The sequence below is a fragment of the Phyllobacterium pellucidum genome (assembly GCF_013327855.1).
Classification (GTDB): domain Bacteria; phylum Pseudomonadota; class Alphaproteobacteria; order Rhizobiales; family Rhizobiaceae; genus Phyllobacterium; species Phyllobacterium pellucidum.
This window is the reverse complement of sequence record NZ_JABUMX010000003.1, coordinates 322563-337887: the sequence shown is the minus strand read 5'-3', so window position 1 is coordinate 337887 and position 15325 is coordinate 322563. Positions and strand designations below refer to the sequence as shown.

Below are 15325 nucleotides of genomic sequence, written 5' to 3'. Positions count from 1 at the left end.
TCCTGATATGCGGGTGTCTAAATGAGAGATCAATTCTATCTCCCGGAAAGTGACTTTTCTTTATCCGAAAGGCGCGCCAAGGTCACGTATATATGAGTCAGGATTCGTTCATCCCGCAAAAAACCGTTCCCGTGCTTGTGCCGATGCCGGCAGAGCGGCCCTACAGCTATGCCGTCCCCGACGGAATGGACGTCAGGGCCGGGTCAATCGTCCGGGTGCCGCTCGGTCCGCGCGAAGTTGCAGGCATCGTCACGGACGGCACGACTGACAGCATCGATGCGAAGAAACTGCGGCCCATATCCGAGCTTTTCGATTGTCCGCCCGTGGACGACGGCATGCTGCGCTTCATGCGCTGGGCCGCCGATTATACACTGTCCCCACCCGGCATGGTGGCGCGCATGGTGCTGCGCGTGCCCGCGGCTTTCGATCCCGAGCCGCCTGTGCCGGGCTTGCGCTTTGCCGGCCGTGAACCTGACCGCATGACCGGGGCCCGGGCCCGCGTGCTCGAGCTTGCTGAAGGCGGCATGGCATGGACGCGCACGGGGCTTGCCCACGCGGCAGGCGTCTCGGCAACCGTAATCGACGGTCTGGTGGCGCAAGGCGTATTCGAACAGGTCATGATCCCGGCGCGCCCCGTCGTTGCCGCTCCCGATGTCGACTATGCCAAGGCGTCGCTTTCGGGCGATCAAAGCGAGGCGGCGGATCAACTCGTTGAAGCCGTGGCGTCCGCAAGTTTCTCGGTGTCGCTGCTTGACGGTGTGACCGGCTCCGGCAAGACCGAAGTCTATTTCGAGGCGGTGGCCAAAGCCATCGAGCAAGGCAAGCAGGTCCTGATCCTGCTTCCGGAAATTGCGCTGACGCAGCAGTTTCTCGATCGCTTCCATGATCGCTTCGGCACCAAGCCGGCCGAGTGGCATTCCGATCTTGCGCCGCGCATGCGCGAGCGGGTCTGGCGACAGGTCATGGAGGGCCAGGTGCGTGTCGTTGCCGGCGCGCGGTCAGCGTTGTTCCTGCCATTCCAGGAACTGGGGCTGATCGTCGTCGACGAGGAGCACGATCCCGCCTACAAGCAGGAAGATCGCGTCTGCTACAATGCCCGCGACATGGCAGTGGTGCGCGGCCATATCGGCGGCTTCCCGGTCGTACTTGCATCGGCCACGCCGTCGATCGAAAGCCAGGTCAACGCCAATCAGGGCCGGTACAACCGCATCCGCCTTTCCGGGCGCTATGCCGAGGCAGCAATGCCGGATCTGAAGTCCATCGACATGCGCAGGTCGCCGCCACGACCGGGCGGGTTTCTCTCGCCCGCGCTCGTCGAAGCGGTCAATCAGACATTGCAGCGCAAGGAACAGTCGCTGCTCTTCCTCAACCGGCGAGGCTATGCACCGTTGACGCTCTGCCGGGTGTGCGGCCACCGCTTCCAGTGCCCGGATTGTTCGAGCTGGCTGGTCGAGCACCGCTTTCGCGGCCAACTCGTCTGCCACCAATGCGGACACCATGAGGCGCGCCCGGAAGCTTGTCCCTCCTGCGGAACGCTCGATCACCTCGTTGCCTGCGGGCCGGGCGTCGAGCGGATCGCCGAGGAAGTGGAAAAGACCTTTCCGGATGCCCGCATCATCGTGCTCTCATCCGATCTCATGGGGGTCAAGCGCCTGCGGCTTGAGCTCGACGCGATCGCCAAGGGTGAGGCCGACATCGTCATCGGCACGCAGCTCGTTGCCAAGGGGCACAATTTCCCGAACATGACGCTGGTCGGCGTCGTCGACGCCGATCTCGGACTTGCCAATGGCGACCCCCGCGCCGCCGAGCGCACGTTCCAGCTGTTGAGCCAGGTGACAGGCCGCGCGGGACGCACGGGCAAGAAGAGCCTCGGCCTTTTGCAGACCTACCAGCCGGATCATCCGGTGATGCGCGCCATCGTTTCGGGCGATGCAAAAGCCTTTTACGAGCGGGAAATCGAAGAGCGCGAACGCTCAAGCCTGCCACCCTTCGGCCGGCTCGGGTCGCTCATCATTTCGGCAGCGACGCGCCAGGAAGCGGAGACGCATGCGCGCGCCTTGCGCAGGGCAGCACCGGCATCGGATCAGATCAGCGTCCTCGGACCGGCGGAGGCGCCACTTGCCCTTGTGCGCGGGCGGCATCGTTTCCGTCTCCTCGTCCACGGCACACGCAAGTCGGATATTCAGGGCTTCATCCGCGTCATGCTGGCGGATGGGCCAAAAGAACGGGGATCGACGCGGGTGCAGGTTGATATCGATCCGCAAAGCTTTCTATAAGATCTGCATCGCGGTTAACGCTTCGGCGGAAGGGGCAGGGGATCATGGAACTCTATTGGCCGGCAAGTCAGGGCGAATGGATGGCATGGCTGTCGGCGGCCATCACCGTCGTCTTCGGGCTGGTGCTGTTCTTTGCGCCGCGCGCTGCCATGAGGATAATGCGCTTGCAGACGAAGCCGGAGCGCCCCGAGGCGCTTTCCGAAATCCGTGCGACATTCGCCGGCTTCTACCTCGGACTTGGACTTAGCGCCCTTGTATTTGCACAACCTTTTCTCTGGATCGCGCTCGGCGTTTCCTGGGGCTTCACGGTCTTCGGCCGGCTGATTTCGATGATGTCCGACGGCGGCAACAAGCCGTACAACTGGGCCTGGGTCGTCATCGAACTGCTGCTTGCGGCGGGTCCGCTTCTATTTGCCTTCGGCTTTGTCGCCTGAGCCGCCGAGCATTAGTGGAATTGCTTACTCATAATTATCCGAAGCTGCGGCGATTCTGCCTCCTCATTTAGCGGATTCGCGTGTTGCGAGTCCTGTCTTCCTATGCTAGACGGCATTCAAATCACGTCTAAGGCAGCTTCAGGGCTTCACCCAAGGCGGTAAAAAAATCAATAATGCCAAAGATTTGACCGAAAACTTCCTTCCGGTTTCCTGATTTTTGGCTTCAAACCAGAGAGCTTGTCGTTCGTGGCAGAAACTACGTCGCTCATTTCCGGTGTTGCCCAGCGTTACGCGGGTTCGTTGTTCGAACTTGCGCTGGAAGCGAATTCGCTTGCCGAGGTCGAAAAGAATCTCGATCGTTTCGAGACTCTGGTCAATGGCAGTCCCGATCTGAAGCGCCTGGTAGCAAGCCCGGTATTCTCGTCCGGCGATCAGGTGCGCGCGATCTCCGCGATCCTGGCCGAGGCCAAGATCGGCGGGCTGGTCGGCAATTTCTTGCGCGTCGCCGCGCAAAATCGCCGCCTCTTCGCCGTACCATCCATGATCCAGTCGTTCCGCCAGATTGCCGCCGCCCATCGCGGTGAAATCGCCGCGGACGTTACTTCCGCGCATGCCCTTACAGCAGCGCAGGAAAATGAATTGAAGGCCACGCTGAAAAGCGTCGCCGGCAAGGACGTGACAATCAATGTCACCGTTGATCCGTCGATCCTCGGAGGCCTCGTCGTCAAGATGGGGTCGCGCCAGATCGACACTTCACTTCGCACAAAACTTTCTTCGCTTAAGCTTGCACTGAAAGAGGTCGGCTGATGGACATCCGCGCCGCGGAAATTTCCGCAATCCTGAAAAAGCAAATCGAGAATTTCGGCCAGGAGGCAGAAGTCTCCGAAGTCGGCCAGGTTCTGTCCGTCGGTGACGGTATCGCCCGCGTCTATGGTCTGGACAATGTTCAGGCCGGTGAGATGGTCGAGTTCCCGGGCGGCACCCGTGGCATGGCCCTGAACCTTGAAAGCGACAATGTCGGCGTCGTTATTTTCGGCTCCGATCGCGACATCAAGGAAGGCGACACCGTCAAGCGTACCGGCGCCATCGTTGACGTTCCCGTCGGCAAGGAACTGCTCGGCCGCGTTGTTGATGCGCTCGGCAATCCGATCGACGGCAAGGGTCCGATCAAGGCGACGCAGCGTTCCCGCGTCGACGTCAAGGCGCCGGGCATCATCCCGCGCAAGTCGGTGCATGAGCCGATGTCGACCGGCCTCAAGGCCATCGATGCCCTCATCCCGGTTGGTCGCGGCCAGCGCGAGCTCGTCATCGGCGACCGCCAGACCGGCAAGACCGCCATCATTCTCGACACGTTCCTCAATCAGAAGCCGGCTCACGATGCCGGCAATGAGACGGACAAGCTCTATTGCGTCTATGTCGCCATCGGTCAGAAGCGTTCGACTGTTGCGCAGTTCGTGAAGATCCTCGAAGAGCGCGGCGCCCTCGAATATTCGATCGTCGTTGCTGCAACTGCCTCCGATCCGGCACCGATGCAGTACCTCGCTCCATTTGCGGGTTGCACGATGGGCGAATATTTCCGCGACAATGGCATGCACGCGCTGATCGGCTATGACGATCTGTCGAAGCAGGCTGTCGCCTATCGCCAGATGTCGCTGCTGCTGCGCCGCCCACCGGGCCGCGAAGCTTATCCCGGCGACGTTTTCTATCTCCATTCCCGTCTGCTCGAGCGTTCGGCAAAGCTCAATGACGAAAACGGTGCCGGTTCGCTGACTGCGCTCCCCGTCATCGAGACCCAGGCGAACGACGTTTCGGCCTATATTCCGACCAACGTGATCTCGATCACCGACGGCCAGATCTTCCTCGAAACGAACCTCTTCTACCAGGGTATCCGCCCGGCCGTTAACGTCGGCCTCTCGGTTTCCCGCGTTGGTTCGGCCGCACAGATCAAAGCGATGAAGCAGGTCGCAGGTTCGATCAAGGGTGAGCTTGCGCAGTACCGCGAAATGGCGGCGTTCGCGCAGTTCGGCTCCGATCTCGATGCTTCGACGCAGCGCCTTCTCAACCGTGGTGCTCGCCTGACCGAACTCCTGAAGCAGCCGCAGTTCTCGCCGCTGAAGACGGAAGAGCAGGTTGCGGTGATCTTTGCCGGCGTCAATGGCTATCTCGACAAGCTTGCCGTCAATCAGGTCGGCAAGTTCGAGCACGGCCTCCTCACCTGGCTGCGTACCGAGAACAAGGACATTCTCGAGACGATCGCCAAGGAGAAGCAGATCAGCGACGACACCAAGGGCAAGCTCAAGGCAGCAGTCGATGCCTTTGCCAAGTCTTTCGCTTAAACTTCATTGACGGGATGAACGGATGCCTTCGTTAAAGGATCTGAGAAACCGGATCGCCTCGGTCAAGGCGACGCAGAAGATCACCAAGGCGATGCAGATGGTCGCCGCGGCGAAGCTGCGTCGTGCGCAGGACGCTGCGTTGGCGGCTCGCCCGTACTCGCAGCGCATGGCTGCGGTGCTGGCGAACATCGCCTCCAACGTCGACGGTGCCGATGCGCCGGTGCTGATGAGCGGAACCGGCAAGGACGATGTGCATCTGCTCGTCGTGTGCACTTCCGAACGCGGCCTTTGTGGCGGCTTCAATGCTCAGATCGTGCGTCTGGCGCGCGATCATGCCCGCCGGCTGATCGCCGACGGAAAGACCGTCAAGATCCTGACGGTCGGCAAGAAGGGCGCTGACATTCTGCGCCGTGATCTCGGTCGCCATATCATCGACCACGTCGATCTTCGCGAAGTGAAGCAGGTCGGCTTTGCCAATGCCGATGCAATCGGCCACAAGATCATCGCGCTCTACAACGAGGGCGGCTTCGATGTGGCAACGCTGTTCTACTCGGAATTCAAGTCGGTGATCGCGCAGATCCCGACCGCCCAGCAGCTCATACCGGCAAATTCCATAAGCGAAGTGGAACCGGAAAGCGCCGGCGACGCAGTCTACGAATATGAGCCGGATCCGGCATCCATTCTGGGTGACCTCATTCCGCGCAATATTTCCGTCCAGGTTTTCCGCGCTCTCCTTGAAAACGCGGCGTCGGAGCAGGGTGCGCGCATGTCCGCCATGGACAATGCAACCCGCAATGCCGGCGACATGATCAACAAGCTGACGATGTCGTACAACCGCCAGCGTCAGGCCCAGATCACCAAGGAACTGATCGAAATCATTTCGGGCGCGGAAGCGCTCTAATCGCGAAGGTAAGGATCGATGGCAAAAGCAGCGACCCCGAAGACACCCGCAGCCAAGCCGGCTGCGTCAGCAGCTAAGCCCGCAAAGGCAGCTGCACCAAAGGCGGCGGCCGCAAAGGCGGAAGCCGCTGCGAAGCCCGCAGCAAAGACAGCTGCTCCCAAGGCTGCCGCACCGAAGGCGACGCTTAAGGCCAGCGGCGCAGCTGGCCGCGTCAGCCAGGTCATTGGCGCCGTCGTCGACGTTGCGTTTGAAGATGGCAATCTGCCATTGATCCTCAACGCGCTCGAAACCGACAACCTTGGCAACCGCCTGGTTCTCGAAGTGGCGCAGCACCTCGGCGAAAACACCGTTCGTACGATCGCCATGGATTCGACCGAAGGTCTCGTCCGCGGCCAGCCGGTCTATGACACCGGTTCGCCGATCATGGTTCCCGTCGGCGACGAGACGCTCGGCCGTATCATGAACGTCATCGGCGAGCCCGTCGATGAAGCAGGTCCGATCAACACCAAGGTGACCCGAGCCATTCACCAGTCGGCGCCGGAATATGTCGAGCAGTCGACGGAAGCCCAGATCCTTGTGACGGGCATCAAGGTTGTCGATCTCCTCGCTCCCTATGCTCGCGGCGGCAAAATCGGCCTCTTCGGCGGTGCAGGTGTCGGCAAGACCGTTCTCATCATGGAACTGATCAACAACGTCGCCAAGGCGCACGGTGGTTATTCAGTTTTCGCCGGCGTTGGCGAGCGTACGCGTGAAGGCAATGACCTTTACCACGAAATGATCGAGTCCGGCGTGAACAAGGAAGGCGGCGGTGCCGGCTCCAAGGCCGCGCTGGTCTATGGCCAGATGAACGAGCCGCCAGGTGCGCGCGCCCGCGTTGCCCTTTCGGGCCTGACGGTGGCCGAGCATTTCCGCGATCAGGGCCAGGACGTCCTGTTCTTCGTGGACAACATCTTCCGCTTCACCCAGGCGGGTTCTGAAGTGTCGGCCCTGCTCGGACGTATCCCGTCCGCCGTGGGTTACCAGCCGACGCTTGCGACCGACATGGGCGCGATGCAGGAACGCATTACCACGACCCACAAGGGCTCGATCACGTCGGTTCAGGCGATCTACGTTCCCGCCGACGATTTGACCGACCCGGCGCCGGCAACATCCTTCGCCCACCTTGATGCGACGACGGTTCTTAACCGCGCCATCTCGGAAAAGGGTATCTACCCGGCCGTGGATCCGCTCGACTCGACATCGCGCATGCTCGATCCGATCATCGTCGGCGAAGAGCACTACCAGACTGCTCGTCAGGTTCAGTCGATCCTGCAGCGCTACAAGTCGCTCCAGGACATCATCGCCATCCTTGGCATGGACGAACTTTCCGAAGACGACAAGTTGGTTGTTGCCCGCGCCCGCAAGATCGAGCGCTTCCTGTCGCAGCCGTTCTTCGTTGCTGAAGTCTTCACCGGTTCGCCGGGCAAGCTGGTCGATCTCGCCGACACGATCAAGGGCTTCAAGGGCCTTTGCAACGGCGACTACGATCACCTGCCGGAAGCTGCCTTCTATATGGTTGGCTCGATCGACGAAGCCATCGAGAAGGCACAGCGCCTGGCAGCGGAAGCTGCCTGATCCAGAGACTGATGGCGGGCTCCGGCCCGCCCTTGTCCATCTCGATCAAGACCACGGGAATTGAGTGAATATCATGGCAGAAGCCTTCCAGTTCGAACTCGTATCGCCAGAGCGCCTGCTTCTTTCGGAACAGGTCATTGAAGTCGTGGTTCCGGGCACGGAAGGCTACATGACCGTGATGGCGCACCATGCGCCGCTGATGGCAACCGTGAAGCCTGGCGTTGTCACCGTAAAGATGGCGGACGGCAAGCCGGACAGCTATGTCGTCTTCGGCGGTTTCGTTGATGTGACGCCCGATGGTTGCACCCTCCTCGCGGAATCGGCAGTGCACGTCACCGATATAAAGGCCGATGAATTGCAGCGCCGGATCAAGGACGCGAAGGAAGATTTCGAGGATGCGACGACGCGCGAAGAACGCGCCCGCCTGGAAGATCTTCTGGGCCAGCTGACGACGCTCGAGGAAGCCATCAAAGCCGCCTGAGGCGGTATCCCCTTCGATTTGGAAGTTTAAAAGCGGGCCAAGTGCCCGCTTTTTTCATTAAAGTTACTAACTGGCCAGATGCCGGAATGCTGCAACGACCTCTTCATAGACCTTGCGCTTGAATGGCACGATGAGATCGGGCAATTGCGTCATGGGTTTCCAGGCCCATTCATCGAATTCGGCGGTATGGCCACCCGGAGGCGGGTTGATGGCGATTTCGCTTGGGTCACCTTCAAAGCGGTAGGCGAACCACTTCTGCGTCTGCCCGCGGTATTTGCCCTTGAGCGCGATGCCGACGAGATGTGGCGGCAGTTCGTAATTGATCCAGTGCGGCGCTTCCGCCAGCAATGAAACGCTCTTCATGCCGGTTTCTTCGTAGAGTTCGCGCAGGGCAGCGGGTTCCGGCTCCTCGCCCTTGTCGATGCCGCCTTGCGGCATCTGCCAGAGTTGCGTTGCACCATCCATTTCATCGCCCGGTATCATGATGCGATGGCCAGCCCAGACGAGGCCCTCCTTGTTGAGAACCATGATGCCGACACAGGGCCGGTAAGGCAGGGATTGTGGATCGACCGGCTTCTTGCTCATGGCGAAATCTCCAAATGCTTGCTGCCGCCCTGCTAGCCGTTTTGGGGATCGCGGACAAGGGCCGAGATGGGAACGATCTCGATGCCACGCGCCTTCGCTTCATTAACCCATGACGTTACCGCCTCGACCGTGACGTCAAAGGCAGAACCGGTGCCAATGGCGCTGCCCTTGGCACGGGCAATGCGCTCGAGTTCATCGAGCTTTTTCAAGATGTTCCCACGATCCTGCGACGCATCGATAAGGACATCGGATACCGCGAAGGGCGCGCCCTGCTGCCCAGCGATTGCGTCAGCCGTGCTGCGCGCCGATGTGCCATCGTCGAGGTAAAGCAGGCCCCGCCGTGCCACATCCTGGATGACGGGCGTCATGGCGTTGGCGTCGGCGGTGAAGCGAGCGCCCATATAGTTCATAACGCCGGTATAATTGGTAATACGGCCCATCGTCTTGTGAAGGTTTTCAAGCGTCACTGGTGCTGGCGCATCCACCGTCAACGTGTTGCGGCCGGGGTTGACGCGCGGATAGTCGAAGGGTTCGAGCGGGATCTGCATCAGGATCTCATGGCCATCCTGGCGGGCCGCCTGCATCCACCGGCCGAGGCTGTTGCCCTCTGGCGAGAAGGCCAGAGTCACCTCACCGGGCAATGCGCGAATGGCATTCTGCGAACCGGTCTGCGAAAGCCCGAGCCCGCCGATCACGATTGCGACACGCGCGCCGCGTGCACCAGACCAGGGCCGGGCATAGACGTCGAGCGGACGCCTGCCGTCAGGTGCAACGGTCGGGAGAGGGCCTTGCGGTGACTGCTCGATCAAGTCCTGTTCGGGAATGTGTGCCGTGCGCGGATCCTGCGTGCGCTTGTTCGGATCGCCGACCACGATCACCTTCGGCCCTCCTTCGGGGGAGATGACCTTGCCGGGAAGATTGTTCGCAGTCTGCGGCGGCGCCGGAGCAGCACTTGGCGGGGCGGGCGGCGGAGGTGCCTCAGCGACCTGCGGCTTCTCGGGTTCCGGCGCGGGATTGCGGAAGCCCTGATGGCTGGTGAACGAAATCAGGGAAGACAGTCCGACGATACAGGTGGCTACCAAGAGAGGCGGTAGCCAGCGTCCTGGTGTTAGATTGCCGGATTGTCTTGGCCGTTTGCTGTTTCTTCCCAGCGGCCGGTTGAGGTCGACGTTCACGCGTGAGGGCCGGAGAGATGGAGGAAAGAGAGGAAATTTTCACGTTGCGAATATGGAGCCAGACTGCTTGCTGATCGCCTGGCCCCACATGTCGTCATATTAGTTTGGCACGCCCTTCTTGGGGTCGGCCGGGAAGGCCGCATTGGCCTGTTCGCCGCGCAGGAGCTTCAGCGCCTGGATCAGCTGCAGGTCGTCCTTCGGATCCGGCGGCACATAGGCGATGGAGCCCGAACCTTCGGCATCTTCTTGCACGCCCTTGATATGGCCCTTGAGATCGGATTCACCGCGGGTGATATCCTGGCCCTTGAGCTCGTCGGGCAGCGGCTGCTCGACGGCGATATCGGGAACGATTCCCTTGCCCTGGATCGACTTGCCGGCCGGCGTGTAATACAGCGCCGTCGTCAAGCGTAGCGCGCCATTTTCCCCGAGCGGGATGATGGTCTGGACCGAACCCTTGCCGAACGAGCGGGTGCCGAGCACGGTCCCGCGACGGTGATCCTGCAACGCACCGGCGACGATCTCGGACGCGCTTGCCGAACCGCCGTTGATGAGAACGATCAGCGGCTTGCCGTTGGTGAGATCGCCCGGGCGGGCATCGAACCGGGTGATATCCTGTGGATCGCGGCCACGGGTCGAGACCACCTCGCCCTTGTCGAGGAAGGCATCGGAGACCGCGACAGCCTGATCAAGCAGGCCGCCTGGGTTGAGGCGCAGGTCGAGGACGAAGCCCTTCAGCTTGTCGTTCGGAACCTTGCTCTGGATGTCCTTGATCGCCTTCTGCAAGTCATCAAAGGTCTGCTCGGTGAACGAGATGACGCGGACATAGCCGACATCGTTCTCAACGCGGTACTTGACCGCCTTCACCTTGACCACGTCGCGGACGATCGTGAGCTTGATCGGCTTGTCGGCGCCCTGGCGGATGAGGGTCAGTTCGATAGGCGTATTCACTTCGCCGCGCATCTTGTCGACCGCGTCGGTCAGCGTCAGGCCGCGAACATCAGTACCATCAATCTGCGAGATATAATCGCCGGCAAGAACGCCAGCCTTGGCGGCCGGGGTGTCCTCGATGGGGGCGATAACCTTGACGAGTTCGTTCTCCATGGTGACCTCGATGCCGAGGCCGCCGAATTCGCCCTTGGTCTGAACGCGCATATCCTGCGCCTGCTCGGCATTCATGTAGGATGAATGCGGATCAAGCGAGGTCAGCATGCCGTTGATGGCGCTTTCGACGAGCTTCTTGTCATCCGGCGGAGTGACATATTGGGCGCGCACACGCTCGAAGATATCACCAAAAATTGAAAGCTGTTTGTAGGTGTCGGTGCCCGCAGCTTCTGCAGCGGTTGTGGGCAGAGCACCCTGCACAACGACCATCGCTGTTGCGCCCATCAGTGCGCCAGCCATGAGAAGCGTTAGCCTACGTATCATTTGCGGTCCTTCCAGCAAGCCGATCCGCCCACCAGGGGGCGGGATTAATAGGTTTTGTATCCTTTCGGAACTCAATGTAAAGCATTGGAGCTCCATTTCCCATCGGAACGGGTGCCGTACTGGCAACTAGTTGCTCGTTCATCACACCGACCGGTTCTCCCGCCAGAACAAACTGATTTTGGGAGACATTGATTTTTTTCATGCCCGCCAAGACGACATGATATCCATTCCCGGCATCAAGTATCAAGAGCTGACCATAGGAACGAAATGCGCCGGCATAAAGGACGACAGCGTCCATCGGCGCCGTTATGGTCGCCCCCGGGAGGGTCTCGAGCGTGTCACCTTGCAGGACGCCACCAAGGCCATCGTCATCGCCAAAATGCTTAACAAGTTTCCCCGCTGCTGGCAGGGCCAGATGGCTTTTTAAAGACGCAAAGTTGACCTGGGCCGAAAGGCGGTTCTGGTTGGCGGCAAAATCGTCGGCGCGCTGCTGGCTTGCCTGGAGCTTCTGCTGTTCCTGGGCGCTGGCGGCGCTGGCGGCTTTCTGGACCTCCTGCATGTCCTTTTCAAGCGAGGCAATGAGATCGCGCAGGGATGTCGCGCGCTTCGCCAGTTCCTCCGACCTTGCCTGTTCGGCCATGCGTGTTTCTTCGGACGTCGTCTGCAACTTCTGCTTTTCCGCCAGCAGAAGGTCGAGCCGCTTCTTTTCCTCGGCCTGGCTTGAAAGAGCAGCTGTCAGGCGCGTCTGCTCTTCCGCAATCGAGTTTTTCACCCGGTCGAGTTCTTTCAGGTCGGCGATAAGGACTTCGGTCTGCTGGCGCATTTCCGGGACAACAGCGCCAAGCAGGACGGCGCTTCGAACCGAGGCGAGGGCATCATCGGGACGAACGAGCAGGGCTGGCGGGGGGCTGAGGCCCATGCGCTGGAGTGCTGCAAGCACTTCCGCCAGCGCGCCACGCCGCTGTCTCAATGAGGTGCGCACGCTGTCTTCCTGACCGCGCAGATCGGCCAGCTTGTTGGTGAAGCCCGCTATGTCCTGTGTCAGCTTCTTCTCGGTTTGCGCTGACTGAATCAACGCCGCGGTGATTGTCGTCTGGTCCTTCTTCAGCCCGGCAATTTCATTGTCGAGGGCCGTGACGCGTTCCGAGGACAGCGAGATCTGGCTGGTGAGATCCTCAAGCTCCTTGAGCGACTGAAGCCGCCGCGCGTCGAGCGACTCGGCGGCCGGCGACGTCGGAGCTGGCGGGGTCTCCTGGCCGCGGGCAGGCGCGGTGCAGCAGAGCGCGAAGGCAAAAAGGGCCGAACACGTCAGGCCAAGCCTGCGTGTGTGGAATACTGCCTTTGATGCCTCAAAAATCATTCTCGGACCGGAACATGCGTATGGTTTGTTCCCGACTCTAGGGAGACTTCGATTAATGAAGTATTAACCATAAACCAGCCGCGTCGAAAGCTGCGCATTTTGTAGCAAAAAAGGCATGGCGGAATTGCGGCGATGCATCGGCGTCGGAGGGGCCGGCATAGGAGAAGTCACGTAACCGCTTCTCATCGCAAGTGAAACACTCTATGTGAATGGCACCGACGCGGTTCGCTGAACGTGCTCGCCGGTCCACAATGGCTCGCGTGATGACTGATCTGACAATTATCATTCCTGTGCACAATGAAGCCGGAAACATCGGCGCGCTGATCAAGGAGATCGACGCGGCGCTGGCGAGCGGACCGGATTATGAGATCATCGTCATTGATGATGGATCCTCGGACGGTTCGGCAGAAGAGGCGCTGGCGGCGGGTAACCGCGCCTATGTGCTGCGCCACGAACGGCGTACCGGGAAGTCGCGGGCGCTTGTCACGGGATTTCGCGCAGCCTCCGGTCGGTGGGTCGCAACCCTCGACGGTGACGGCCAAAACGACCCGAAGGATCTGGCCCGGCTCTGGCTGCGCATTTCCAACGCGAAGCCGGCTCTTTTTGCCGGTATTCGCAAACGGCGCAATGATGGCGTTGTGAAACTCCTCACCTCCAAATTTGCCAATTTCGTGCGCCGGCGTTTGCTGAAGGACGACTGCAAGGACACAGCCTGTGGTTTCAAGGTCCTGCCGCGGGACCTTGCGCAGGGTCTGCCATATTTCGACAATATGCATCGTTTCCTGCCGGCCCTGACCCGCCGGGCGGGGCTGCCGGTCGTCGAGGTGGATGTTGAGGATCGGCCCCGGCGCTCGGGTGTTTCCAAGTACGGGTTCTTCGACCGGGCTGCGGTCGCCTTCCTCGACACAGTCGGCGTGTTCTGGCTTATCCGCCGCTATTCGGAACCTGGGTCTGTGGCGCGACTGAATAACGCTGGAAATTAAAGGTTCGGAGCTGACCGCTGAAGTTCCTGACCGGCGCAGTGACCCGCACGGCAGGCCCGAGGAGCATGGCATCCGCTGGAAGGTCTGCAGAATGCGGTGCGGATTCATCCCCATGCCAGACCAGGACGACATCTTTCGCCGACCCTTGTTCCGGCGGCCAATGCAACTGCACCGCAACATTGGCGGCATCATCTTGCCGGTTTGAGATAATGCGCGCTGGTGTTGGATCCTGCGCGCGGATGGAAAGGGCTACCGCATCAAACGGAAAGGTGAAGCGGGGCGTTTCAAACAAGGCGATATATGCGACGGCGACTGGCGCAAGGATGTAGACGAAACCGGCAATCGCAAGAAGGTTGCGGGCTCCCAGAACCTGCGGCAGGTAGAGCGCAAGCAGGATAGCGGTCGGCGCCAGGATCGGCGCCATGTATCGCTCGGCCACCGAATGATAATCGCCGGCAAGCACAAGCGTGGCGAAGGCGGCGAGACCGATCAGCACGGTGCGCAGGAGCAGGACGCGCACCTCCGCATCGCCGTCGGGTGCGGGACGCGGATGATCGCGGGTTCTGCCGATGATGAAGATGACAAGGGCCGGCCCCGCCCACAGCGCCGTGGACATGCCGAGGCTCAGCAATCCGTCGATCCCGAGGTGCGGCACATCGAAAACCAACAGGTAATCGATCGAACTCGCGAGCTTTTCCATCCGCCCGGCGGTTGCCGACAGAGGAGCGCGCAGCGAGGCAATGACGACCGGGGCAAAACTTACGACAAAAATGGCCGCTGACAGCCAGATTTGGCGCCGGAACAGCTGGCGGCGAATACCGGGGGTCAGAGCGGCCGCGATCAGAAAACTGACAAGGAATATAAAGAAATTATACTTCGCAAGGGCGCCTGCCGCGGCCCAAAAGCCGAACCAGGCAAAACCGACCGCCCCGCGCCCCGCCCTTATTATGGCAAAGGCATGGACGATGCCTATGGCAGCAACCATGACGAGAATCGTATGAGCCGTGGTCTGGATCGACATCCAGACGATCTGAGGCAGGAAGGCCGAGGCGGTGATTGCCAGAATACCGGCGCGATCCCCCGCAAGTCGGCGAGCGGCGTCGAAGCAAAGCCAATGGTAGAGACCAAGGAGGGATAGCCTGACTAGCGCAACCGAAAAGACCCAGTTCCACTGCGTGATTTCCAAAGCCAGACGAACGAGCCAGTTATAGAGGGGCGGATGAGAGTTGCCGTAATTCCAGGCGAGATAGACTTCGCCGACGAATTGCGCCTCGTCGATTTCCATGAAGCGAGAGAGGGAAAGGCGCAGGAGAATGAGGGCGGTAATGTAGACGACGATCGCGGCGGGAACGCGCTTGGCGAGCTTGGACCATTTGATCGGTGCGCCATCGAGCCAGGCAAGATCGAATTTTCGCCGGAACAATCGCGCTTCACGTGTCATGCAGCCGTGAGTACTACAGGAATTGCGGTTCCCGCAAGTTTTCGGACGAGATTTTCGGAGCTGTCACGCAAAAGAAAACCGCCGGCTTGTGGCCGGCGGCTTTGGCGCTACTCAGGCGAAACTTAGGCGCGCCTGATGATGCTTGCGATGAGCGAGATCAAAAGCAGTGCCAGGAACACGTAGAAGATTATCTGGGCTATACCGGCGGAAGCACCGGCAATACCACCAAATCCCAACGCACCGGCGACAAGCGCAATGATCAGAAAAATTACAGCATAGTAAAGCATTTAGCGTTCTCCCTATCTCGTCGGGGG

The 15325-nt window shown here is 60.5% G+C and carries 14 protein-coding genes; 8 read left to right on the top strand and 6 right to left on the bottom strand.

Translation table 11 applies throughout. From position 1 onward, the window contains the following. Positions 1–92: 92 nt before the first annotated feature. From HQ945_RS14960 to HQ945_RS14930, 7 genes are all read left to right on the top strand, one after another. Positions 93–2276, top strand: coding sequence for a primosomal protein N' (locus HQ945_RS14960; RefSeq protein WP_174208238.1), 2184 nt, complete (start codon positions 93–95; stop codon positions 2274–2276). 44 nt (positions 2277–2320) lie between these two features. Next, positions 2321–2710 (top strand): AGROH133_08824 family phage infection protein, encoded by a 390-nt coding sequence (locus HQ945_RS14955; protein ID WP_113281646.1) that lies wholly within the window; start codon positions 2321–2323, stop codon positions 2708–2710. Between the two features lie 246 nt (positions 2711–2956). Further along, positions 2957–3517: a F0F1 ATP synthase subunit delta gene (locus HQ945_RS14950; RefSeq protein WP_113281678.1), complete on the top strand. Its 561-nt coding sequence runs from the start codon at positions 2957–2959 to the stop codon at positions 3515–3517. Beyond that, positions 3517–5046 (top strand): F0F1 ATP synthase subunit alpha, encoded by a 1530-nt coding sequence (gene atpA / locus HQ945_RS14945; RefSeq protein WP_027231081.1) that lies wholly within the window; start codon positions 3517–3519, stop codon positions 5044–5046. The genes HQ945_RS14950 and atpA overlap by 1 nt, the downstream gene beginning before the upstream one ends. 22 nt (positions 5047–5068) lie before the next feature. Next, complete coding sequence (locus HQ945_RS14940; RefSeq protein WP_027231082.1) at positions 5069–5947, top strand: F0F1 ATP synthase subunit gamma; 879 nt, start codon at positions 5069–5071, stop codon at positions 5945–5947. Between the two features lie 18 nt (positions 5948–5965). Next, entirely contained in the window at positions 5966–7561 is a 1596-nt protein-coding gene (atpD, locus tag HQ945_RS14935) for a F0F1 ATP synthase subunit beta (RefSeq protein ID WP_027231083.1), read from the top strand. A gap of 73 nt (positions 7562–7634) precedes the next feature. Next, complete coding sequence (locus HQ945_RS14930) at positions 7635–8042, top strand: F0F1 ATP synthase subunit epsilon (RefSeq protein ID WP_027231084.1); 408 nt, start codon at positions 7635–7637, stop codon at positions 8040–8042. Between the two features lie 66 nt (positions 8043–8108). On the opposite strand, the gene HQ945_RS14925 is transcribed toward HQ945_RS14930, so the two are convergent. From HQ945_RS14925 to HQ945_RS14910, 4 genes are all read right to left on the bottom strand, one after another. Continuing rightward, positions 8109–8627 carry an RNA pyrophosphohydrolase gene (locus HQ945_RS14925; RefSeq protein WP_113281644.1) on the bottom strand — a complete coding sequence of 173 codons (519 nt, stop codon included), beginning with the start codon at positions 8625–8627 and terminating at the stop codon, positions 8109–8111. Between the two features lie 32 nt (positions 8628–8659). Next, entirely contained in the window at positions 8660–9709 is a 1050-nt protein-coding gene (locus HQ945_RS14920) for a divergent polysaccharide deacetylase family protein (protein WP_246272688.1), read from the bottom strand. 192 nt (positions 9710–9901) lie between these two features. Then, positions 9902–11227 (bottom strand): S41 family peptidase, encoded by a 1326-nt coding sequence (locus HQ945_RS14915; RefSeq protein ID WP_027231087.1) that lies wholly within the window; start codon positions 11225–11227, stop codon positions 9902–9904. Beyond that, positions 11217–12587, bottom strand: coding sequence for a murein hydrolase activator EnvC family protein (locus HQ945_RS14910; RefSeq protein WP_113281640.1), 1371 nt, complete (start codon positions 12585–12587; stop codon positions 11217–11219). The genes HQ945_RS14915 and HQ945_RS14910 overlap by 11 nt, the downstream gene beginning before the upstream one ends. A gap of 263 nt (positions 12588–12850) precedes the next feature. Here HQ945_RS14910 and HQ945_RS14905 point away from each other — a divergent pair, with 263 nt between their 5' ends. Further along, a complete protein-coding gene (locus tag HQ945_RS14905) occupies positions 12851–13570 on the top strand; it encodes a glycosyltransferase family 2 protein (RefSeq protein WP_113281676.1) in 720 nt (239 codons plus the stop codon). Here the strand turns inward: HQ945_RS14905 and HQ945_RS14900 are convergent. Together HQ945_RS14900 and HQ945_RS14895 are read right to left on the bottom strand one after the other, a co-directional pair. Further along, positions 13512–14993, bottom strand: coding sequence for a glycosyltransferase family 39 protein (locus HQ945_RS14900; RefSeq protein WP_162737256.1), 1482 nt, complete (start codon positions 14991–14993; stop codon positions 13512–13514). The two genes, HQ945_RS14905 and HQ945_RS14900, sit on opposite strands and share 59 nt — an antisense overlap. Positions 14994–15133: 140 nt before the next feature. After that, entirely contained in the window at positions 15134–15298 is a 165-nt protein-coding gene (locus tag HQ945_RS14895; protein ID WP_027231091.1) for a DUF1328 domain-containing protein, read from the bottom strand. Between the last annotated feature and the right edge of the window lie 27 nt (positions 15299–15325).

Coding starts and splice junctions, on each gene's coding strand:
- atpA (WP_027231081.1), top strand. CDS start 3,517: ATGGACATCCGCGCCGCGGAAATTTCCGCAATCCTGAAAAAGCAAATC.
- HQ945_RS14955 (WP_113281646.1), top strand. CDS start 2,321: ATGGAACTCTATTGGCCGGCAAGTCAGGGCGAATGGATGGCATGGCTG.
- HQ945_RS14905 (WP_113281676.1), top strand. CDS start 12,851: ATGACTGATCTGACAATTATCATTCCTGTGCACAATGAAGCCGGAAAC.
- HQ945_RS14895 (WP_027231091.1), bottom strand. CDS start 15,298: ATGCTTTACTATGCTGTAATTTTTCTGATCATTGCGCTTGTCGCCGGT.
- HQ945_RS14930 (WP_027231084.1), top strand. CDS start 7,635: ATGGCAGAAGCCTTCCAGTTCGAACTCGTATCGCCAGAGCGCCTGCTT.
- HQ945_RS14915 (WP_027231087.1), bottom strand. CDS start 11,227: ATGATACGTAGGCTAACGCTTCTCATGGCTGGCGCACTGATGGGCGCA.
- HQ945_RS14940 (WP_027231082.1), top strand. CDS start 5,069: ATGCCTTCGTTAAAGGATCTGAGAAACCGGATCGCCTCGGTCAAGGCG.
- HQ945_RS14910 (WP_113281640.1), bottom strand. CDS start 12,587: ATGATTTTTGAGGCATCAAAGGCAGTATTCCACACACGCAGGCTTGGC.
- HQ945_RS14925 (WP_113281644.1), bottom strand. CDS start 8,627: ATGAGCAAGAAGCCGGTCGATCCACAATCCCTGCCTTACCGGCCCTGT.
- HQ945_RS14960 (WP_174208238.1), top strand. CDS start 93: ATGAGTCAGGATTCGTTCATCCCGCAAAAAACCGTTCCCGTGCTTGTG.
- atpD (WP_027231083.1), top strand. CDS start 5,966: ATGGCAAAAGCAGCGACCCCGAAGACACCCGCAGCCAAGCCGGCTGCG.